At 46.9% G+C, this 21,684-nt stretch carries 22 protein-coding genes; 10 read left to right on the top strand and 12 right to left on the bottom strand.

Annotated features, from left to right (window positions below; genetic code table 11):
* Window positions 1-298: 298 nt before the first annotated feature.
* Window positions 299-1,687, top strand: a complete 1,389-nt coding sequence (locus V513_RS08790; protein ID WP_099772430.1) for a transglutaminase-like domain-containing protein — start codon at window positions 299-301, stop codon at window positions 1,685-1,687.
* 32 nt (window positions 1,688-1,719) lie between these two features.
* Window positions 1,720-1,923 (top strand): hypothetical protein, encoded by a 204-nt coding sequence (locus V513_RS14205; RefSeq protein WP_257212027.1) that lies wholly within the window; start codon window positions 1,720-1,722, stop codon window positions 1,921-1,923.
* A 526-nt stretch (window positions 1,924-2,449) separates the two neighbouring features.
* Here the strand turns inward: V513_RS14205 and V513_RS08780 are convergent.
* Both V513_RS08780 and V513_RS08775 read right to left on the bottom strand, forming a co-directional pair.
* The gene (locus V513_RS08780; RefSeq protein ID WP_099772429.1) at window positions 2,450-3,064 is read right to left on the bottom strand and encodes a GNAT family N-acetyltransferase; all 615 of its coding nucleotides are present in this window, start codon (window positions 3,062-3,064) and stop codon (window positions 2,450-2,452) included.
* Window positions 3,065-3,131: 67 nt separating this feature from the next.
* Window positions 3,132-3,899, bottom strand: a complete 768-nt coding sequence (locus tag V513_RS08775) for a nucleoside phosphorylase (RefSeq protein WP_099772428.1) — start codon at window positions 3,897-3,899, stop codon at window positions 3,132-3,134.
* 118 nt (window positions 3,900-4,017) lie between these two features.
* On the opposite strand from V513_RS08775, the gene V513_RS08770 reads away from it, so the two are divergent.
* From V513_RS08770 to V513_RS08735, 8 genes are all read left to right on the top strand, one after another.
* Window positions 4,018-4,839: a hypothetical protein gene (locus V513_RS08770; protein WP_099772427.1), complete on the top strand. Its 822-nt coding sequence runs from the start codon at window positions 4,018-4,020 to the stop codon at window positions 4,837-4,839.
* Between the two features lie 248 nt (window positions 4,840-5,087).
* Entirely contained in the window at window positions 5,088-5,840 is a 753-nt protein-coding gene (locus V513_RS08765) for an IclR family transcriptional regulator (protein WP_180274862.1), read from the top strand.
* A 274-nt stretch (window positions 5,841-6,114) separates the two neighbouring features.
* Complete coding sequence (locus V513_RS08760) at window positions 6,115-6,900, top strand: ABC transporter substrate-binding protein (RefSeq protein WP_099772425.1); 786 nt, start codon at window positions 6,115-6,117, stop codon at window positions 6,898-6,900.
* A gap of 77 nt (window positions 6,901-6,977) precedes the next feature.
* Window positions 6,978-7,709 carry an amino acid ABC transporter ATP-binding protein gene (locus tag V513_RS08755; RefSeq protein ID WP_099772424.1) on the top strand — a complete coding sequence of 244 codons (732 nt, stop codon included), beginning with the start codon at window positions 6,978-6,980 and terminating at the stop codon, window positions 7,707-7,709.
* A gap of 8 nt (window positions 7,710-7,717) precedes the next feature.
* A complete protein-coding gene (locus tag V513_RS08750) occupies window positions 7,718-8,410 on the top strand; it encodes an amino acid ABC transporter permease (RefSeq protein WP_099772423.1) in 693 nt (230 codons plus the stop codon).
* A complete protein-coding gene (locus V513_RS08745) occupies window positions 8,407-9,054 on the top strand; it encodes an amino acid ABC transporter permease (protein WP_218962701.1) in 648 nt (215 codons plus the stop codon). Before V513_RS08750 ends, V513_RS08745 begins: the two co-directional genes overlap by 4 nt.
* Window positions 9,051-10,217, top strand: a complete 1,167-nt coding sequence (locus V513_RS08740; RefSeq protein WP_099772421.1) for a pyridoxal phosphate-dependent aminotransferase — start codon at window positions 9,051-9,053, stop codon at window positions 10,215-10,217. Before V513_RS08745 ends, V513_RS08740 begins: the two co-directional genes overlap by 4 nt.
* Window positions 10,211-11,122, top strand: a complete 912-nt coding sequence (locus V513_RS08735) for a dihydrodipicolinate synthase family protein (protein ID WP_099772420.1) — start codon at window positions 10,211-10,213, stop codon at window positions 11,120-11,122. Before V513_RS08740 ends, V513_RS08735 begins: the two co-directional genes overlap by 7 nt.
* A gap of 55 nt (window positions 11,123-11,177) precedes the next feature.
* On the opposite strand, the gene V513_RS08730 is transcribed toward V513_RS08735, so the two are convergent.
* From V513_RS08730 to V513_RS08685, 10 genes are all read right to left on the bottom strand, one after another.
* A complete protein-coding gene (locus V513_RS08730) occupies window positions 11,178-11,834 on the bottom strand; it encodes a class II glutamine amidotransferase (RefSeq protein WP_099772419.1) in 657 nt (218 codons plus the stop codon).
* On the bottom strand, window positions 11,822-12,424 hold the full coding sequence (pdxT, locus tag V513_RS08725) for a pyridoxal 5'-phosphate synthase glutaminase subunit PdxT (RefSeq protein WP_099772418.1): 603 nt from the start codon (window positions 12,422-12,424) through the stop codon (window positions 11,822-11,824). The genes V513_RS08730 and pdxT overlap by 13 nt, the downstream gene beginning before the upstream one ends.
* 3 nt (window positions 12,425-12,427) lie before the next feature.
* Window positions 12,428-13,306, bottom strand: a complete 879-nt coding sequence (gene pdxS / locus V513_RS08720) for a pyridoxal 5'-phosphate synthase lyase subunit PdxS (RefSeq protein ID WP_099772417.1) — start codon at window positions 13,304-13,306, stop codon at window positions 12,428-12,430.
* Between the two features lie 2 nt (window positions 13,307-13,308).
* Entirely contained in the window at window positions 13,309-14,574 is a 1,266-nt protein-coding gene (locus tag V513_RS08715; RefSeq protein ID WP_180274867.1) for a nicotinate phosphoribosyltransferase, read from the bottom strand.
* Window positions 14,575-14,800: 226 nt separating this feature from the next.
* Window positions 14,801-15,766: a hypothetical protein gene (locus tag V513_RS08710; protein ID WP_014731933.1), complete on the bottom strand. Its 966-nt coding sequence runs from the start codon at window positions 15,764-15,766 to the stop codon at window positions 14,801-14,803.
* A 24-nt stretch (window positions 15,767-15,790) separates the two neighbouring features.
* Window positions 15,791-16,891, bottom strand: coding sequence for a DUF4097 family beta strand repeat-containing protein (locus tag V513_RS08705; RefSeq protein ID WP_099772415.1), 1,101 nt, complete (start codon window positions 16,889-16,891; stop codon window positions 15,791-15,793).
* A 6-nt stretch (window positions 16,892-16,897) separates the two neighbouring features.
* Window positions 16,898-17,260 carry an SHOCT-like domain-containing protein gene (locus V513_RS08700; protein WP_014731931.1) on the bottom strand — a complete coding sequence of 121 codons (363 nt, stop codon included), beginning with the start codon at window positions 17,258-17,260 and terminating at the stop codon, window positions 16,898-16,900.
* Window positions 17,261-17,269: 9 nt separating this feature from the next.
* The gene (locus V513_RS08695; RefSeq protein WP_006489399.1) at window positions 17,270-17,644 is read right to left on the bottom strand and encodes a DUF2089 domain-containing protein; all 375 of its coding nucleotides are present in this window, start codon (window positions 17,642-17,644) and stop codon (window positions 17,270-17,272) included.
* A gap of 200 nt (window positions 17,645-17,844) precedes the next feature.
* Complete coding sequence (locus V513_RS08690) at window positions 17,845-20,298, bottom strand: glycoside hydrolase family 2 protein (protein ID WP_099772414.1); 2,454 nt, start codon at window positions 20,296-20,298, stop codon at window positions 17,845-17,847.
* Window positions 20,299-20,347: 49 nt separating this feature from the next.
* Entirely contained in the window at window positions 20,348-21,565 is a 1,218-nt protein-coding gene (locus V513_RS08685) for a family 1 glycosylhydrolase (protein WP_180274861.1), read from the bottom strand.
* Window positions 21,566-21,684 lie beyond the last annotated feature (119 nt).

Raw genomic sequence — 21,684 nt, 5'->3', positions numbered from 1 at the left:
TGGATTAGTAGATTAAATGCTGAGGATCGAAATACATAGTGTTAAGGATGGTGCGTGAATCAACCCCTGAGTTTCTGGCATTAATAGATACAGCATTTGGTCAAATAAAAATCCAGAAGAGCGATTGACTGTTTAGCCTCTAATATTAGAGTGCTCCGATCTGTAATTTACTCCTCTCTGAGATCACAAGGCAAAGATATTCATCATAAGACTACATTCAGTGTTTAAATTCTGGAAGTCAATCATTATATACTTGCTTTGTTGTGCCCATTCAGGCAACAGAAAAGGGGGATAAAGTATGAAATTGAAATTTGTTCTTGTGATCGTTCTAATTTCCACAGTTGCTTTCGGCAATTTCTTTCAGCGGTCCGACGAGTATTTGAGAAGACAGAACGAACTGAAAAGTACCCTGGAATTCTCGCTGACATTCGAACAGGCTAAAGAGATAATCATGAAACATTATCCCGAGCTCAAGAGCGATGAAGAAGTTAGAGAATTCATTATTGAAAGAGACATTCAGAGGGCTATCGTGGACGGTGTAGAGATGTACTACTCCGACTTGGAGCACAACCTCTTCACCAGGGACCCGGAACTGGTAGAGCGGGAGCCAGAGTGGTCGGCGGGCAATGTCTTGCTCGTGAGATACCTTCTGGAAGAATACGGACCAAAACAGATGCCTTTTGCCTCCTTCAAGCCAGCTCACAGCCCGTATTTTAACCCGAAAAACTACCTTGTGGAGTACGAAGTACATACCGAAAGATCTCTCCTGCCGGATAAGGGTTCGCTGAGAATCTGGTTCCCCCTTCCATTGCAAACGGCAGTTCAAGAGAACATCTCTGTATTAGAGGTGACCCCAAAGGAAGCGGTGGTCGGCCTTCCCAGAACTACCGGCGATATAGCTTATGTCCTCTTCGAATTCGATCTTTCGAACCTCGTTGAGGATCTGGATATCTCTGTAAAATACACTTTTACACACTACCAGCAACAGTTCGATATAGATCCAGATCAGGTAGGCGAATACGACAAGGAAAGCTCGCTTTACAAGGATTACACCAAGTCCGAAGGAAGCATCTATTACGACGAGAGATTTGAGGAGCTTGCCAGAAGCGTTGTTGGAGATGAGACCAATCCCTTCCTCCAGGCGAGAAAGCTATACTACTACGTAGTCGAAAACATCAAATACACTTTCATGGCCCACGCTTCAGTAGAGGCGGCCGGGATTCCGGAAAGCCTCTACTCTTTCGAACACGGTTACGGTGATTGTGGGACCCAGTCGATGATCTTCTCAGCTCTCTGCAGATCCATCGGAATACCGGCAAGGGCGCCGGGAGGCTTTCAAGCTTTCTCCGGTCAGCTGGGTTCGCATTTCTGGGCCGAGTTCTACCTGCCAAATTACGGCTGGATTCCTGTGGATACCTCGGCAGGACAGATAGCGACCTACACTTACGGGATCACGGAAGAGGAACGACAGGACTTTATCGATTACTTCTTTGCAAACCAGGACCCGTTGAGACTCGTGGTTCAAAATTCCGTCGACTTCTTGCCGGCCGAAAAGCCTACCGACACTCAACTGCTTGAAATAACCTTGCAAACTCCGTTCGTTGAGAGCGAATTCGGCAACGAAGAGTTCGATGTCACCATCGCGATTCTTGATTCTTTCACCATGAAGACGGTTTTGTTGAGATAGAGCCGTGGTTGGGGGTCGGAGGTCGGGGGTTGGTGGCATCAAGATCAGAAGTGATGCTGCCTCCGGCAGGAAGTGAGGCTCGCTGGCGCGAGGAAGTGATGCTGGCGCTTACGCACCAGGAGGCAAAAACCAAAGAAAAAGAGCAAGCAAATCAAAGTAATCTGATTAGAACGAACCTATTCTGTCATCCTGAAGTGCTCCTGTTCAGGATCCGGGCTTCAAAAGATCGAGGGTAGAGGTCAGTATTCAGAGGTTGGAAGAGCAAGGGATCAGTTGTAAGTTCCAAGTTGTGAGTTGTGAGTAGAAAAGTCCAACAAAACGGGTCTCGGGTCTCGAGTCAAGGGTTTCGTGAACACAAGTGTTTGAACCATAACGACCCCCCAGTGCTATTGAGACCGTCATCCCGAACTTGTTTCGGGATCTGGTCCCAAGAACGAGGAGCCTGGACGCGTAGCGTCGGAACGAAGAACCGGTGCTTCTTGGCGGGGACGGTGGACCGTTGACGGACAACGTGGTTTTCATCAGCGACCAGCGTGTTCTTGATTTTAAGCGTGCAGCGATTCTTAGATCATCGAGATTCTGAATCAAGTTCAGAATGACGTGATGTGGCGTTTTCGTAATCGCCTAACACTGTCATCCCGGACTTGATCCGGGATCTGTTCCAAGAACAAAGAGCCAGGACGCGTAGCGTCGGAGCAAAGAACCGGTGCTTCTTGGCGGGGACGGTGGACCGTTGACGGGCAACGCGGTTTTCATCAGCGATCAGCGGTTGTTGTGCTCTTGAAGCGGGCTTGGTCTTACCATGCTCCAAGATCTCAGCTCGGACGAGATTTCGATTTGCTTTACGACCGAGAATCCGAAGGATTCGTAGAAGCCTAAATTTGAAGGATTCTGGGTTTCCAGATAACTGGGGAGCCCTCTGAAGTCTGCTTCCTGAATAAAGAGGTTCATCAGTTTCTTTCCTATTCCCATTCCCTGTTTTCGAGGTAAAACGGCCAGCAAGATGAGGTGCAGATTGTGTTCTTTCATACATTCTTTCTGAGTCTTAAAAATCTCCATGCCTGTTTTCATCAATCGAAAGAGCGAGCTCACAGGCGAACCGATCATCCTCATTGCCCCACTCCGGAGCCATGCCATTACGCCGGGCTCCTTTTCAGAGTCAATCCACTGGATCACTCCGCTAGGCTCTTCGGAATCGAAGTAGATATCGCTTGATGGAGCGTAAGCTTTAGTCATTACGCCGTACAGCCTTCTTATTTCTTTTCTTTCTCTGTCCTTGAACACGTATTTGATCATGGGGTCCTCAAAGAAGGCTTCGCTAAGGATCCCCACAACTTTCCCGTATTCTTCTTCGGAAACTCTTCTCGGTCCGTTCACAGAATCACCTCACATTAACCTTGTGTTCTTCGTAAAAGACTGGCAAGAACAAAGATAATAGAATGGTCTATAGGTTGAGGCAGCACTCGATCGCCGCCCAAAAGACACGCTCTTTATGATTGTCGGCCTCGGGATGGAATCTTCTGTCCCACTCTTCGCCGCTTACGTCGTCTCCCGAGGAAAGCAGCTGTCCAAAGACGACATTTCTGAACCTAGAGACGGCTATCAGGGCGGAAGCCTCCATTTCGACGGTAATACAGCCCTCGTCGATTCTCTCCTTAACTATCTTCTTCGTCTCCCTGTAGAAAGCGTCGGTTGTCCAGGTCTTTCCCTTGATATATGGAATAGATGAAGCTTCCAATGCGGCTTCTATCTTCTCCAACACCTCTGAGTCTACAGTGATCTCGTGGGAGGGCTCAAGGTAATGGTACGAGGTTCCCTCGTCTCTGACGGCAGATTCTACGACGATAATCTCTCCCCTCGGAATATCCCTCTTCAGCACTCCGCATGAGCCGCAGGCTATGGTCTTCCTAACTCCAAGGGCAATGAGCTCCTCGTAGAAGCCCGCCGCGGACGGCGCTCCAAGTCCGGGATTCAAGATCGCGACTTTGACCCCTTTGTACTCGATCTCATAAACGGGATACAGTCCGACCTCGCTTCTCCTGTCAATGATCTTCTTCAGAAGTCCTTTCTTCAAGAGAGTCTCTATAACGCCCTGATAGAAGAGGATTATCGCTCTTTCCGGCATCTCGGAGACCAAAGAGATGACCTTCGTCGGTTCTATTACGGCCGGTCTTTCATTATCATGTTCCAGAATAGGTAAACGCTTCTCCATATATGCCCCCTTTACGACAATTTTAGCAGTGAATAAGAGATCGACGATCCCCGAAGTACTTGACACTCTTGTAACCGGAAGTTTTGTTATTGTAATCAGTATAAACTGAGGTGAAATAGTGAAGACAAGGTTGGCTCTGATAGTGGTTCTTCTTATCGCAGTCATTTCATCGGCAGGGATGTTGAACAATCCCGAAAACAGGTTCAAACTCGAGCTCGACTACGGAATCGGATTTACGGAAGTAATCTTCCACACAATTCGGTTCGGTCACATGGGAACCGTTTCCAATTATGTCGCGGACGGCGGTCAGGACGTTCTCTTTCCATTTCAAAGGTACACCGCCGGGCTGAGCATCGGCAAACATACGGTCTACTTTCTGTATCAGCCGTTCACCGTTCAGTCAAAGGTTCAGCTTAAGAACAACCTTATACTCGATGGAGTCACCTTTCCCACCGAAAGTGGAATCCTCTTGAACTACGGCTTCCCCTTCTACAGGGTCAGCTACACTTACGACGTCTTGAGAAAGGGCAACAGCTATCTTGCCCTCGGTCTTTCTCTTCAGTTGAGAAATGCAGATAGCTATTTCGAGTCTCTCGACGGAACGAAGTTCGTCGACAACAAGAATGCCGGTCCCGTTCCGATTATGAAAGTGAAGGACGCATACTGGTTGAACGAAAAGGCTTACCTGGCTGCCGACATCGACGGTTTCTACGCCTCCAGCAAGTTCATTGACGGAGCTGACTTCGACTTCGAGGGATCGGTGCTACATGCTTCTTTGAGAGCCGGCCTACTTCTGACGGATTATCTCGAAACCTATCTCAATCTCCGTTTCATGGGTGGAACCACCAAGGGCACTTCCGAAAACTCCGACAGCCCCGACCGCTTCACCGACAACAGACATGCGATCATCAATTTCAGCATGGGCTTCCAGCTGAAGTAATAAAAACTACAAGTGTAGAAGAACCGGCCATAATGGCCGGTGTTTTTTGGTTTTGCTTTATCTTCATCTGAGACTATGCCTTAAGAAGAGACGTAATCTTAATCTTTATGCGATGAGTAGTTCGCTCTTCATTGATGATTAGCTAATACTGACTTTTCCAAAATGTGAAATGTGATTCAAAAAGTGATTTGCCATCGACGGCATTTTTTGATATCCTAGTATCAATGCCATTGAATGGGGTCAATATTATGGAACATTTCAAGGCTTTCAAAAAAGTGGACGAGATTTTCGAGCTGTTCTTTGAGCAAAGCAAATGGAGACTAAGCGACATAGTGGACAGGTTAGGTTATCCCAAAGCCACCGTTCATCATATTCTTGCAGCAATGACAGAACTGGATTACCTCACGAAGGACAGGAACTTTTATATGCTCGGAAACAGGATTCTCCAGCTGAGCGGGCTCATGAGAAGGAACCTCGAATTCAGAGAGGTGGCTCTTCCATACCTTGAAGAACTAAGAAATGAAATAAACGAGACGATCCATCTCACTTCGGTATTCAGAGACCAAGTGATCTACATCGAATGCCTACATCCCACACACGCACTTCGCCCCCATTCAACGGTCGGTATTACTGCTTCAATGTACTGCACTGGAGTCGGAAAGGCATTGCTCGCCTTTCAACCGAACTCTTACGTTGACGGTTATCTTGAAAGAGTGACGCTCGCAAGAAGAACCAACAATACTATCACCGACAAGGAGCAGCTCAGAAAAGAGCTAGAGTGGATAAGAGAACACGGCTATGCGTATGACAGAATAGAACAGGAAGAAAGCATAAAGTGCATTGCAGCACCCATATTGGATAATCACGGAGTCGCAAAGTATGCCGTCAGTATTGCCGGGCCTTCTAATAGAATGACCGACGAAGCGATTGAAAGGTATAAGGAACCCTTCTTGAAGACAATAGAGAAGCTTAACAAGTTGTTTATCGACTTCGAGACCTGAGACTCAGAGAACTCTAATTCTGTCTTCACTTGTAGGAACAACTACCTTCTTTCAAGATCCACCCGCAAGAGAGAGATTGTGTCCGTTTAACAGCCATAATTGACCCAGATACTTCCCATACGTCCCTGATTGGTTTTGCAAATGATGTGACCAATTTGGTAAATTCAAAGGTAGTTACCACATTGTTGAATCTCGTTCCATATTATTGAACTATTCAAACCATTTCCAACGCGTGCTTTTTGAGACGCAATCCATACGTGAAAGGGGAATTGAGATGAAAAAACTGTTTGTTTTGATCGTTGTTGCCTGTATGTTTGTTTCATTTGGTCTTGCAGCTACCACACTGGAAGGCGTAGTTAAGAGCGGAAAGCTTACCGTCGCAACTGATATGACTGCTGTACCGATGCAGTATAGGGACGCTTCTGGAAATCCGACGGGATTCACTGTCGAGCTTATGGAACTTGCAGCTAAGGAGATGGGTGTCGAACTGGTTTGGCAGGACATGGCATGGGAAAGCCTTATTCCTTCATTGCTCTCGGGAAAAGTCGACATGATAGCCGCAAATATGTCGATGACTCTAACAAGAATGAAGTCGATAAGATTTTCCGACCCGTTTTTCCTTACGGGAATTGTTGCTATTGCCAGAAAGGATTCTCCTCTGCAAAGCTGGAAAGAACTGGCCGATCCTTCAGTAAAGATGGGCGCGACAATGGGTTCTGTTCACGCAGATTTCATTGAACAGGAATGGGGCAAAGATGCTTCTCTGTACGACAATCTTGCAGAATGGATGACAGACATCAAGTTGGGTAGAATCGACTCGGTCATGGACGATGAGATGATCTGTATTGAGCTAGTAAACAAGAACCCGGATCTGAAGATCTTGGACGGTTATGTGAGACCCGACACTTACGGACTTGCTTTCAGGCAGGACAAGGATTCCGACTCTCTGGTCGAATGGTTCAACTGGTTCCTCAAGTGGGAAAAGCTGACTGGCGAATACGGAAAGATTTACGAGAAATACGTAGGCAAGGCCTGGGAACCATCTTTCATTATTGATTAAATCAAGAAAATCGTTATTTCAAGATGAGATGGGGGGCTAGCCCCCATCTCATTTTAGGAATCGAAAGGGGAATTCTGATGGAACCGATTGTTCGGATTCGAGGTCTCAACAAGTTTTTTGGCAAACTTCACGTTCTAAAGGACGTCGAATTAGATGTATATGAAGGCGATGTGCTGGTCCTTTGTGGACCCAGCGGGGCAGGAAAAAGCACTCTTCTTCGCTGTATAAATATGCTCGAGCACTTTCAGGAGGGTTCGATCGAGGTTTTGGGGAAAAACATCAAGCAGACGAGAGCTAACCTGAATTTCGTTAGAAAGAACTCTGGAATGGTCTTCCAGCATTTCAACCTCTTCCCTCACATTTCCGTAGTTGACAATGTCGCTCTGGCTCCCATACTCGTTAAAAAAGTACCAAAACATGAAGCCGTTGAGAAAGCAAAGAAACTGCTCGATCAGGTTGGATTATCGGCGAAGTACGATGCCTTCCCTCCTCAACTTTCCGGAGGGCAAAAGCAGAGAGTTGCTATCGCTAGGGCCCTGGCAATGGATCCAAAACTCATGCTTTTTGACGAACCCACGTCTGCCCTCGACCCTGAGATGATAAAGGAAGTATTAGATGTCATGACTAATCTCGCACGCGGCGGTATGACGATGATAATCGTCAGCCATGAAATGGGCTTTGCGAGACAGGTGGCCAACAAAATTGGTTTCCTGGATGACGGGAAGCTGATCGAACTTACCCCTAAGGAGGAGTTCTTTAACAATCCCAGGAGTGATAGAACCAAGGAATTCCTGAGCAAGATACTTTAGGTGATGTCATGCTTGACATGAGAATGATCTCACAGTATCTTCCGGATTTCTTTGAAGCCTTGTTGGAAACGCTAAAAGTTGCGGCTTTGAGTGGTATCTTCTCCCTCATTATTGGAACAGTGGTCGGCATCCTTTCAACGATGAAGTCCAGGTTCGCAAGAATACCTGTGGGAATATATACGGGATTCATAAGATCAACTCCTTTGCTTGTCCAGTTGTACTTCGTCCACTATGGTCTCCCGATAACCGGACTGATGCTGACTTCCTTTCAAAGCGCGATATTTGCCTTTTCTCTCAACAGCGGCGCCTATATATCTGAAATAGTACGCGGCGGGCTTATAGCAATAGACAAGGGCCAGGCAGAAGCCTCAAAAGCACTCGGTTTATCATGGTTTCAGACGATGAGGAAGATCATACTGCCTCAGGTCTTCAGAAACATCCTGCCGCCACTGATCAGCCAATTCTCGTACTTGATAAAAGACACAAGTCTTGCGGCAGTTCTGGTTATCCCCGAGCTTACGTACACTGCTCGAAAGATCGCTGCGAGAACCTATATGCCATTCGAATCATTTGGTGTGCCGATGTTAATGTATTTCGGAATCTATCTGATTCTTGCTCTTCTGAGCAGCCTAATAAGCAGAAATCAGAAATCGAGACAGTCGGATGCGAAGCGATGGTTCGGTCTTAAGAAGGTGGTATGATGCAAGACATATCTTTACTACAGCAGATAGTTAGACTCGGAGTCGCCTTCCTTAACAACCTGGCCTTTCTTCCATTCGTTCTGGGAATCGGTATAGTGCTGGGAATTGCGATCGCCCTGATTCGTTTCCATCGAATCCCCGTTGCATCGCAACTTCTAGCAATTGTTGTAGAGATAATCAGGGGATCACCCTTCTTGATAATCGTCTATGCGATCTACTTTGCGCTGCCATACGTTGGAATTGAATTGGGCGCGTTTCAGACGGGAATAGTCGTTCTTTCAGTTACGGCAACGGCATATCTTTCAGAGGTTTTCAGAAGCGGTCTTATGTCTTTAGATAAAGGGCAGTTTGAAGCGGCCGAGGCTCTTGGATTGAACTACTTTCAGAAGCTAATCCATGTGGTTTTACCCCAGATCATAAAGAGTACGATGCCGTCAATTGTCGGCCAGATAGTAATGACAATAAAAGACACTTCGATAGTTTCACTCGTTGGAATGGTTGAGATCGTAAGAACTTCCAGACAGATAATGCAACTGACTTTGAGTCCGTTTACTGCGTTCAGCATAGTGTCTGCGTTCTTTATACTTGTGTGTTATCCGCTAATTGTAGTATCCAAAAAACTAGAGGGAGGGAGTAACAAATGAAGTTTCAGCTCGAGTCTTCCAAGCTTGAGTTTTTCAGGCCCGACGCCTTTGGATTCATTAACGGCCTGAAGAAAGAACCACCAAAGCAGAAAATGATCAACCTTTCAATAGGTGCCCCGAACAGACCCACCCCGGAATGGATAGTGGAGGTAATGAAGGAGAACCTGTCGAATCCTGCCTATCATACTTATCCACCTCAACACGGGGCTCCGGAGCTCCTTGAGGCTGTCGCTTACTGGTACAGAAAACGTTTCGGAGTCACGCTGAATCCCGAGGAAAATGTGCTTGTGACTGTCGGAATCAAGGAAGCTATTTTCAATGCATTGCATGCACTGGTAAATGCCGGTGATTCGATTCTTGTTCCTGATCCAGGTTATCCAACATACTTCGAGGCCGTTCTTTTCACCGGAGGAAAGCTTCTCACTTACGACGGCGATGTTGATCCGATGGCCACTCTAGACGAAATCGAGAGTCTTGCCAGATTACACAAGCCGAAAATGGTAATCGTCAATTACCCCTCAAATCCCACCGGCCGGGTGGCAAACAGAGAGTACTACGATCAACTTTCAGAGCTTTCCGGCAAGTACGGGTTTGTCGTGATGAGTGATCTTGCATACTCCGAAATAGCCTTTGACAATCTTGAAGTCAACAGTTATTTCGAAGCGCGCCAGAATCTCGAACTGGGACTGGAGTACTTCGCCTTCTCAAAGACCTACAACATGGCCGGATGGAGAGTTGGGGCAATAGTAGCCGATAAACGTCTTCTGGACGCTGTGAAACTTTACAAATCGAAGATCGACTCAAATGTCTTTTACCCTATACAGCTCGCCGCTGCGGCAGCTTTGAAGTCTACCCCCGATTCCTATTATCGTGAGCTCAGAGAAATATATCAGGGCAGGCGGGATGCGATTATTGAAGGCCTAAAGGCATCGGGATTGACTTTCACCGCGCCCCAGGGGGCGATGTATGTATGGGTTTCCACTCCGGAAGGCACTGATCCCTGGAGTTTCACCGAAAAACTATACAGAGAATACGGTATTCTCGTTGTTCCTGGAACTGCCTATGGCGTCAATGGTTCAAAGAAGGTCAGAATGGGGTTGGTTCAGGAGTTTGAAGCAATGAAGGACGTAGCCAGAAGATTGGCAGAAGGGAGATCATGGTGAAAAGACTACTTGAAGGGGTCGGTGTAGCTCCGCTAACTCCGATGAATGATGATGGTTCCTGTGTTGACTACAGTGCAATAAAGTCTTATGTAGACTTCCTGGCTGAAAAAGGTGTCGACGGAATGTTTGTGCTCGGCACGACCGGTGAGGGGACATCCCTCCCATTAATGGAAAGAAAGAAGACTCTAGAGTCGTTCCTCGAGGCAAACAAAGGAAGAATGACCGTTGTATCTCATTGCGGGGCCACAGTACTTGAAGATATTATCGAGCTGCTAAGACACTCAAAGGATTGTGGGGCAGATGCGGCAGCAGTAGTTTCGCCTTTCTTTTTCAACCACAAGCAGGAGGAGCTCTTCAGTTTTTACGACATGATAGCGGATGCCGTGAGCGACTTTCCTCTGTATATTTACAACATTCCCTCTCTAACAAAAAACCCGGTTAGTGTCAATGTAATTGCCAAACTCCACGAAAAGCATAAGAATATTGTCGGTTTGAAGGACAGCAGTGGCGACTTCGTCAATTCGCTGAGCGTTATTCAGGCTCTGCCTTCAACGTTCAGTACGGTGGTTGGATGCGATGCGGCATTCGCACCAGCTTTAATAGCCGGAGCCAGAGGCTGCGTTTCAGGCCCTGGAGCAGTCTTCCCAGAGTTCTTCGTCAAGGTCCGGGATGCGGTAAGAGATAGTGACTTCGACAAGGCATTTGATAATCAGAAGTCCTTGACAAAGCTGACGATGGCAGTTGGGAACGGTGCTAATATTCCATACATGAAACATGTTCTCGAAAGAAGGGGTCTGAAAATGGGCGGAGTTAAAACTCCTCTCAAGAGGCTTGAGAATTCGGAAATTGAATCACTTGACAGCACTCTTGTCAAAGTCATGAAGGACCTTGCGATAGACTTCTAGATCTCTCAACAAGAAATGCGTCTGGAGAACTTCCCAGGCGCATTTTTTATGATATTCAAAGAACTAACGCTTCGCCGTTTTTTATTTCGATAGAGTTTCCGGGGAGATCGCCATATTTCTCGGCGGGTTCGCTGGAGACTATTCTCACCCCGTCCCTCTCGTAAAGGAACAGGGCGTGTTCCGTGTCATCTTTCTCTGCGTTCTGCCTTATCGCCCAGACGTTTTCATAATCCGTGAGAAGCGCGTTTATCGACGTGTAGCGGTAGTTCTCCGCCACAAAGGCCGCAGTTATTTCCAGAGCTCTCTTCGTTTCATATATCTCGAGGTTGCTGACCAGAAGCTCGAAATATCTCTGTGTATCCGTCGTTCCTTCATCGCTAGCAAAGTCGTATATCGTTCCGTTGTGGCAGAAGGCATAGTTCCTTCCCCTGACCGTGGTGTAGAAGGGATGAACGTGCTCGAGATTGACGGTGTATCCCTTCGATGCCTTTCGAGAATGAATAATGCCTACCCTGCTCTGAGGGAGCTTCTTATCGCTATCAAAGATCGCGCCGGAACTGTTGTAGGTCTCTCTCCCTTCGCCACGAACGGCATAGCCCCAGCCGTCACTGTGAGGACTGGAAATGCCTCTCGCGGAGATGCCCTTTAGAATGTCTAAAATCCAGTTCGTATCTATGTTCTTATCTGCCTTGAAGGCGATCATTCTGCACATTTTTCAATACTCTGTCCGGCCGCTTCGACCATCTTTAGAAAGTACCGGTGAATTCTCAGATCTCCAGTGAGTTCGGGATGAAAGGAGGCTGCAAGCATGTTATTCTGGCGAACGAGAACCGGTGATCCGTCGTAGCTTGTAAGGACTCTCACTTCGCCACCGATCGATTCGATCTTTGGAGCCCGTATGAATACTGCCCTGAATGGTTCGGGACCGATCTCGTCGATCTGTAGATCTACCTCGAAGCTGTTGATCTGCCTGCCGTAACCGTTTCTCTTGACGCTAATGTCTAAAACGCCCAGAGAGTCCTGATTGACGACGTTCTCAATCTTCTTGGACAGGAGGATCATGCCCGCGCAGGTCGCCAAGACCGGCATTCCATCTTCTATCCTATTCCTGAGGGCTTCCCACATTTCGAATCTCTTCAAGAGTTTGATCATGGTGGTTGACTCTCCACCAGGCATTACCAACGCCTCGACGGAGTCTAGCTCCTTACGATCCTTTACCCAAGATGGTTCCACTCCTGTCTTTCTGAGAATCGATAGATGTTCCTGTATAGCACCTTGAATTCCGAGAACCCCGATCTTCAACCCTTACCAGCCTCTTTCTTCCATTCGAACTTCAAGAGTCTCGATCTCGAGTCCGTCCATTGCATCTCCGACGTTCTCCGAGATCTCTGCCAGCGCTTTAGGATTGTCATAATGCAAAACCGCTTCGACGATCGCTTTTGCCATTTTTGCGGGATCTTTCGACTTGAAGATTCCAGAACCGACGAAGACTCCGTCACAGCCGAGCATCATCATGAGAGCTGCGTCGGCCGGTGTAGCCACTCCGCCGGCGGCGAAATTGACGACGGGAAGTCTTCCGAGCTCTCTTACCTGGCTGAGAATCTCGACAGGCGCACCGATTTCCTTTCCATAGTGGACGAGTTCGGCGTCGTTCATCATCTGGACCTTTCTAACTTCTTCGTTAACGGTTCTCATGTGCTTGACTGCCTCGATGATATTTCCGGTGCCAGCCTCTCCCTTTGTTCTGATCATAGCGGCGCCCTCGGCGATTCTCCTGACTGCTTCTCCGAGATTTCTTGCTCCACAAACGAAGGGGACGGTGAATATTCTCTTGTCTATGTGATACTTGTCATCTGCAGGTGTAAGAACCTCCGATTCGTCGATGAAGTCAACGCCAATAGCCTCAAGGATCTTCGCTTCGGCGATGTGGCCGATTCTAGCTTTGGCCATTACAGGAATCGTTACAGTTTCCATGATCTCTTTGATGAGACCAATCTTTGCCATTCGGGCTACTCCGCCCTCTTTTCGGATATCCGCCGGTACTCTTTCAAGAGCCATTACTGCCGTGGCTCCGGCATCCTGAGCTATCTTTGCCTGCTCGGGATTCGTGACATCCATGATTACGCCGTTCTTGAACATTTCAGCGAACCCTTTTTTTACTGTCCAGGTTCCCCTTGCTTCCATTTTCAACACCTCTCCTCTTTATCGTTGTTCCAATAGTTACTCGCTACCTTTTCCAATCTTGGAGTCTCTATCTTCCCTCTTCCCACTTTTGCGCAGGGTCTTCCTTCGACCTCCACGATATCTGCCGTGAAGTCCAGCTTGTTTTTCAGCAGGGACGAACCGACTCCGTAAACATCCACGGGCACATTCAGCTTCTCGAAGAGATCAATCTTATCCGCCGTGAAACCACCCGAGACGACTATCTTCAAATCCTTCATTCCGTACCTGTCGAATTCCCTTCTAGCCCTCCAGACCAGTTCGGGACAGACTCCCAGCGAAGAAGCATCTTTCGGGACGACCGAAACGTCTCTCAAACTGCCAGAAGTATCGAATCTCACGCCCCATATCTTTCCCTTTCCCGGGCCTATGACAACCGAAGGATCGGTCCTACCAGGTGTGAAGTCCTCTCCGGTCTCGGCTTTATACGTGCGTGCAACGCAATCGACCGTCGTTCCGATCACATCGTTGTCCCAATCGACCAAAATTATCCGGTTGACTCCGCCCTCTATATAACGATCGAAAGCCAATGCGGCCTCGGCCGTATCTCCGTTATATACTGCGATAAGCGCGTGAGGAATCGTCCCCATGCTCTCAACGCCCCAGTAGTCGGCATTCGCGTCGGTAGAGACTCCAAAAGCCCCGGCCTTGAGCGCCGCGTATCCATCCGTTGCCTGAGTCCAGAAGTGGTCGAATCTCGCGCTGAAGAAGAGTATCTCCTTGCCTCTGGCAGCCTTCACGACGGACTTGACGGCAGTCGCAGTTGAGGATGCTCTCGCTATGACACCCAGCAATATGGTCTCGAGATACGAGAAATATCTGGGGTCGCCTTCTATCGTCATAACCGGTTCCATATCCTTTGCTTCATCGCCGTCATATAGCGCGCGAACTTCGAGTTCGGGCCATTTGTCAACCCAGAGATCATTCAGCATCATCTTCAGGTCCCATTTTTGAGCGGTCAATTCCACCAGGGCGTGTCGATCCATCTCCCATGCTGCGTGGTTCACTGCCTTCTCAATCTCGAGCACCTCTTCGAAGAGCCTCTTCGCCTCTCCTTCATTAGAGTAATAACCGGTCCCAAAGCGAAGAATGGCGAGCGCTTCGTCAATTCCCACTATTGTCGCGTCTCTCCTCGGGAAGAGCTGATATAGCACCCTTGACTTCTTGTCTGCCTTCTTGAGAACTTCGACAAGTCTCGTGAAGTATTTGTCAGAATAGTAGCCGGCTCTCATCTTGTCAATCGGTACTTTGAAGACTCTCGGGTCGATTCTGCACTTATCCACCGAACGCCCCCTGTCTCTGCCCTCATTCGCGAGCAAAAATTCCGGAAAAATGTATCCGGTACCCTGATTATATAATAATAAACGACTTTCGACTCTCAAACGGGGCAGATCTTTGCCAATTGGACCAGTCCAAAAAAATAAACCGGCCATAAGGCCGGCTGAGAAGATGACGCTTCTATATCCAGTCGATAGAGATCTTCGACATATCTGACTTCACGTTGATCTGGCAGGTCGTAACGGCCCTGTCGATATTGGTCGAGACATACCCCTTTTCCCTCTCCATAAGATTGTTGAAGTTGCTCCAGTTGAGCTCGCCTTCATGGATAATGCTAAGACCAACGTCTTTGGGTGTCCTAATGTTCAAGGAGGTTACCTCACAATCTATGTCTACTATAGAGTCTCTCAGCTGGGAAGGTATTATAGAAAGCCTGGAGAGCGATGTCTTGATTCTCGCGCTGTCAAGATTTAGTTTGGAGAAGTCGAAGACACTGTCGGCGCCATCAAGTGTAGCATCCAGCCTGAGAATCGGTTCCGAGTTAAGTTCGAAATTCATTCTTGATTTTGACAGGACACTGGATACTCCTGACCTTGCCTTGCACCTGGCCCTTAGAGAACCCTTTCCCTTGTCCATATCGTACTTTAGATCGCCACTGAAACTCTGCTTATCGTAACTCACATTTGCATCGAAGCCGTTTGAGGTGTTATCCATAAGCAATACCTTTGTGAGGTTGGCATCGATGTCGATTTCCAGTTCTTCGAACTCTTTGGGCCTTGAAACGTTGAGAACCTGTCTCGTAGAGTTCGGTGTTTCTCCAAGTTTGAAGCTTCTTTTGAAAAGAGTAACAATACCCCAGCCAACGATATACGATCCAATCATGGCCACTACGAGCTCCCAAAAGCCCCAACCCCTGAAGCCCTTTATAACATTCCAGCCTATTAGTAGATCTGCGAAGAGGATTCCTCCAAAGATCAGACTTCCCATGTGCTCTGGCTTGAACCTTTTGAAGACCTTTAATCCCTGATACAGGAAGATAATCGCAAGGAATATCTCAATTGCAAAGGAAAAGCTGGGGATCACATGCGTGACGGAAAGGATAATCAGCATTCCAAGAAAAATCGCAAATAGTGCTCCGAATTTCATTTTATTATCACCTTCTTTTCCCTATCAGATCGATTTCGGTTCTTCGGGAGTATCCGGTTTTTCGGGTGTTTCTGACTTTTCTATAGCTTCAAGAGACTTTTCACTTTCAACATCTTCGTTTTTGATTACTACATCTACCGAGTCCTTAAACTTCTGAAGCTCCTCGTCCACTTCAAGCATCTCTTCAATCTCCTGCTCAGAGTATCCGAGGATACCGAGCATCTCAAAGGTGTACTCCTTTGTAAGTTTGCCTTCCTTGAAGAGAAGAAGAATCTTTCTCGTCTCCTGATCCTGAAGGTTCTCCTCGACAACGGCCGATCTGTGGCCCCTCTTTTCTTCCGAAGAAACGGTTCTGGATTCAACCTTTACTTCCTTCGCTGGAGTCCCCGTGTACTTCGTACTAATGATGAGATCTCCCGAAACACTGTTCATTTTCAGATACTCCTGCGATTCTCCGTTTCCCGATCTATAGTGTTTCTTATCTATCTTCACAAGCCCGACGTCAGATGAGATGTCACCGCTCACAGAGGAGATTGTGGCATCGAACTTAGGCTCTCCCGAATAGGAGACAATGGCGTCTCCACTGACTGAAGAAACTATTGTTTCCCTTTCCATAGGAGGAAGCCCCTTAATGCTGAGATCACCCGATACCGAGCCGAATTTACCTCTTCTATAATTCGAGGCTATGAAGTTCAAGTCTCCGCTTACCGTACTGAAGTTCAGGTTTTCTACAGAGCAGTTCTCGATCTTCACATCACCGCTGACGTTGCTTATCTTAAGGCTTCTAAGATCGAAGTCGGTTATGACAATATCACCGGAAGCACTGTTGGCGTCTAACTCCCTTACAGACTTAGGCACGAGAAGTCTTACGCTCTTGACCTCTGCTCCGCCGTCAAAGAGATTCTTTATGAAGGGAATGTTTATATTCGTTCCCTTCTGGAACTTTATACTCAGCCTCTTCCCTGAACTCTCAGCTTCGGGCACATAATCATTAGAATCTACTTCGACGTATGCAATCACATTTCCATCTTCCACAAGGTCGATCTGAAGATCCGCGCTAGCTGAAGAGATCTTAAGAATCTCGATTCCGGCGCTGTCAAATTCAAACTTTTTCTCCACGACCATACCCCCTCAATCCTCTATCTTTATCGTTACTCTCTTGTCCCCGGTTTCTATTTCAACGGATTCGCCGCTCTTGATTACCTCTTCGAGGACTTCCTTCAGATTGTAGTCGACAACCCTGTCTCCTATCTTGAAGTTCGCGTCCTTTTCCTTTACAAAGTTTCCGACGAATTTTGCTAGCCTCACGGGAAGTCTTATATGGGCCTCGACCTTCCCCGAATGGTTATCCACAACCTCTATAGAGAATTTCCTTCCCGACTTTTCTTCTTCATATGATTCAAAGAACTCTTCAAGCAAGTCCCTTCCTTGCTCGGGAGAAACCTTACCATCTGCAACGAGCTTCAGGATTTTTAGAACCTCTTCCCTATCCAATTAGATCACCTACTTCTTTTTTCTGACTTTCCTGAGCATCTCGAGAGCTTCATCTGGCTGCAGTTCTCCGGATTCAAGCCTCTCTAGGATTCTCGACGCCTCTTCCCTGTCCTTGTCGACAACTTGATAGCCCATTGCCCTCACTATATCTTCGAGTCTGTTTCTCGCCGTCGGATAGGAGATGTCCAATTCCTTCTGAACCTCGGAGAGATTGCCTCGATTCTTGATAAAGGTCTTCAGATAATCAAGCTGTTCGGCGGAGAGTTTCATAATATCGTCAAGCTCGAATCTTCCCCTTATCGTGGTACCGCAACTATCACATTTGTACTCAGTGATCGTCATTTTCCCCCCGCAGACGGGACAGTTGCTTATAGAGTATTTCATCGGTCCACCTCCACAACTTAAGTTGAACCTAAAGATACTTTCAACCACATTCATTATACAACTTCTAACTTGAAAAGTCAAACATTACCTTAAATATATTTAGATTGACTTCAATTTCTTGTACTAGGAACCAATTATTTTAGTTGTAATTTTCCGATAGATGGAGACTGCGTTCTTGTTTTTTCTCATATGGAGAGGCTTTAGATGGAATGAAGATCTGAAAGGCGTCTAAGCAACAGATTTGCCAGCGGTCTTTTGGGGTCGAGATGGAGAGTGGATAGGTAGATGGAATCATCTACCATATCGATATAACCGTAGAAATCGGTGAGCCATCCATAGACAACACCGGAAAGCCTTCTGCTGTAGCCCGAGCTGCTTATCATTGGCCTATCTTCTATTAGACTGCGATGACATCTCCTGAACAATCCACCGGGAAATACGTCGGAGAGCAGTTTCGAGTTCCAGAAGATTCCCGTTATCCAGTCGCCCGAGAGCAAATCATCCTTCGCAACAGTTGACGCTTTGTATCCATTGTATTCAAAGGAAGCGCCCGGTCTATCGAGCATAACAACCGATTTTCTGTCAAGCGGTTTCTGCAGTCCGAAATGAGGATTATTGATGATCGTGATCTCGGCAATATCTTTGCGGGAAAGAACAGCGTGGAGCGTTGCAACACACTTATCGAGCAGAATTTCAATCTTGAGCAGCCCCTCGCTGAATTTGTCCGTCTCCAGGGATACTCTGACCGTGTCACCCTTCTCCCCAGATAATGGCATCTCTCGGATCTCTTCTCCAATCTTTATCCTGAGCGTTTCTCTCTTAATATCCTTCAGGAGAAAGATTCTGAGGTTTACCTCTTCTCCGATCCATAATTCCTCTTTATCTAGAAGAGAGACGAAAAGGTCGTTGTCTAGAATTGCTCGCATTCTTTCGGGATCGATCTTGAAGTTTCTATCGAAGTCAAGAAGACCGTTGCACTCCCAGAAGACATCACTTAGTTCAGTTATTACGAATCCCCTTATGTTCTCGTGAAGTCTCATTTTGTCGATTTCAATATTCAGGTTTTCTTCCTGGTTTTCAACGGAAAGCTCGAAAAGCTCTCGATAACTATATTCCTTCGATATTTCGCTATTGTCGAATCTCTCTAAAGCCCCTTCCGGTTTCGTCATGGAGACATCGTTAAACATATGATTGAACCAGTACGGTTTTTCTTTCTTTCGTAGCCAGATTTCAGGGGGCAGCGACCAGTTCCCAAATTCAGAAACGACAAGGGGCCTTCCTTCTGCATTATTTTTGTGTTCCCCTATGTAGAAGCTTTTGGGGCTTTCAGAGTAGAGTTCAATCAGCGAGTTCCACTTATCCTGTCTGTCGATGGAGCTTACGTAAAAGTGGTAGTCGTTCAGATCACTCTTCAAATGGTAATTCCCCACACAGGCAGAGTTGTCGATCCAGACGATACCCGGGAATCTCTCCTTGAATCTCTCATACGCTTCGATCAGCCATTTCACCTGCCGTGGATCTGTTTGATTTATTCCCCAAGATTCGTTGATAATCGAATACAGACAAAGCGATGGGTGGTGAGAGTCTCTTCTCACGGCACCGTCGATTGATTCCAGAAGTTCTTCGCTTCCCTCATCAGAAAAGAGATCAAAGTGCGGCGCATCCTGCCAAACGATCAAACCAACCTCATCTGCAATATCCATATATTTAGGATCGGGAACCTTCACATGATGCCTGATCGTGTTGATACCGATTTTCTTCAGCTTTGCAAAACTCTCCCTCAAAAACTCCTCTGAAGGAATCGTGTAAAGGGTTTGGGGATAGAAATCCTGATCGAGAACCGCTTTCATGTAGAAGTCGCGTCCATTCAAGAAGAGCTTCCCGTTTTCGGCTACGAAGTCTCTGAACCCAACCCTCCTCTCGATGACATCTCTGCTCTTCCCTGATTCAAGAGTGACTACAAGTCTGTAAAGATTGGGAGTTTCGGGAGACCACGGAAGGCAGCTGGGAAGGCTAAGCGAAATACTCTTGTCCACGCTTCTCTTAGACGCTAAAAGCCGGTCTGATTTGTCGAATACTCCTATGCATGCTCGGTCGAATTCTTCATTTGTGGTGAACGCGACCTCCAGGCTCCTCTTTAAATACGAGGTGTCAACTCTCAGCCGACATATGTGGACCGGGGGTCTTTCTTCTATCCACACTCCTTGCCAGATGCCTGAGATATTCGTGTACCAGTTTGGATCTCCATTCTGTTTTCCGTGAGGAATACGCCTGAAGTCAATCTTCCTGTCGTCTATGGGATCGAAGACAAGAACCTGGAGTCTGTTGCGTGATGACAGTACTCCGGATATGTCGAATTCAAAAGGCAGGTACCCGCCCCGATGGCTGCCCAACCGGGAGCCGTTCAGAAAGATTTTGCAAAGATAGTCCACCGCTCCGAACGCTAGAATTGTACTGCAATCCGAATTCCTTTCGTACTCAAATTCCCTTTCGAAATACAGATACCTCTGAGAGGATGTAACTTCGGGATACGTTCTCTCAACACACCCGGGGATCTCAATGGTTTTTGTCGGCTCAATTTTACCAATGTCATCTGGTTCATTCTCAAGGATTTCGAACAGCCAATCCCCGCCAAGATCTATCCTTCTTCTCATAGTTCTTTACCTGCTTTCTGATGTCTGCCAAAAATAATCTTCGAGAATACTACTCTTCGCCTCGCAAGTCGTTCCTCATGACAGTTGCTAGTTCTCCCGTAGATCTCCTGAACTGCCTGGAGGGGTCCATCTTGAGACTGACGAAACCCATGGGTTCTAAATACTTCTCCACTGGCTCGGATCCATAACGATAATCCCAGTTTATCAGATCTATTGCGGGAAACCACGTGTATCCTTTCAGGTCTATCCCTCTATCTATCAGATCTTCTACGAGTTTGAGCGACTCTCTCCACCAGAGAATCTGATGATCTGGCTCTCCGTTTATGCTTGTTTCCGTAAGGAATATCGGGCCACCGTATCTCTCGTGATAACTCACAATCAGTTTCTCGAGATATTCTGTTCCTCCATAGAACGGTGTGGTGCGTATTTTTCCCTTTTCTTTCGAGACTTCGAAGACACTAAGTTGTGGATAGTAATTAACCCCGAATCCGTCGACCGTTATTCTGTTTTCTGTGAACCAGTCGAGATCTTCACTACCAACCCCGTTTTTGTACAGGTAATCGAAAAGACAATGTTTGGTGTCTACCTTCCCCTGTATAAGATCATAGGTCAAATATCTCATTTCATTCATCTTCTTCACTTCCTCTTGAAGTTCTCGTTCGGCAGAAAAGAAGATGCCCGACGCTTCGACGTGAAGGGCGTATTTGTTAGGTAGTTCTCTCTTTATGGACGAAACTGATTTCATTATCCCTTTTGCCGTCGCGATGAGGAGTTTGACAAAACCGTCGTCCCCACTTAAATAAGGGGGCCAGATTGACTGGCGGCCGCAGAATTCCTGGGTAATGAACGGTTCATTCATGGGAGTGAAGAGATCAATTGACTTTTTATACCTTTCAAGAACCTCCAACTCATAATCAGCCATGTAATCCGGAAAACAGCTGTTGAGAAAACCATTGTCCATCCAGTGGGGTGTACCGTAGTGAATGAAGTCAACTATTGGGATAAGGCCCCTCTCACCCATGAAATCAAATACTCTGTCGGTCCATGAGAAATCAAATCTCCCTTTTTCCGGGTTCACCGTGTACCAGGGAATTCCATACCTAACATACTTGAACCCCGTATCTGCGATAATCTCAAGATCTCCTTCCCAGTTCGAGTAATGTTGTGTGAGCTCGTACTCATCGAGAGATCTTGCCGAAGTCCTGTCCGTCTTTGTCACAAATGTGTCTTCAATTCCCGCTATCCACATGAACTCTTTTTTCATCATACTCACCCGATCCTCTAATGATAATCTGTCTTTAGCAGTATTCATTGAAATGTTTGAGGCGCTCTAATGTGAGAGGGTTCCGTTTCCTTCCTTCTTAAACTAAGAAAATATGATCTTTG

The sequence above is a fragment of the Mesotoga sp. H07.pep.5.3 genome (genome assembly GCF_002752615.1).
Taxonomy (GTDB): Bacteria; Thermotogota; Thermotogae; order Petrotogales; family Kosmotogaceae; genus Mesotoga; species Mesotoga prima.
Note: the sequence above shows the minus strand (reverse complement) of the source record. Positions and strands in the feature narration are given on the sequence as shown.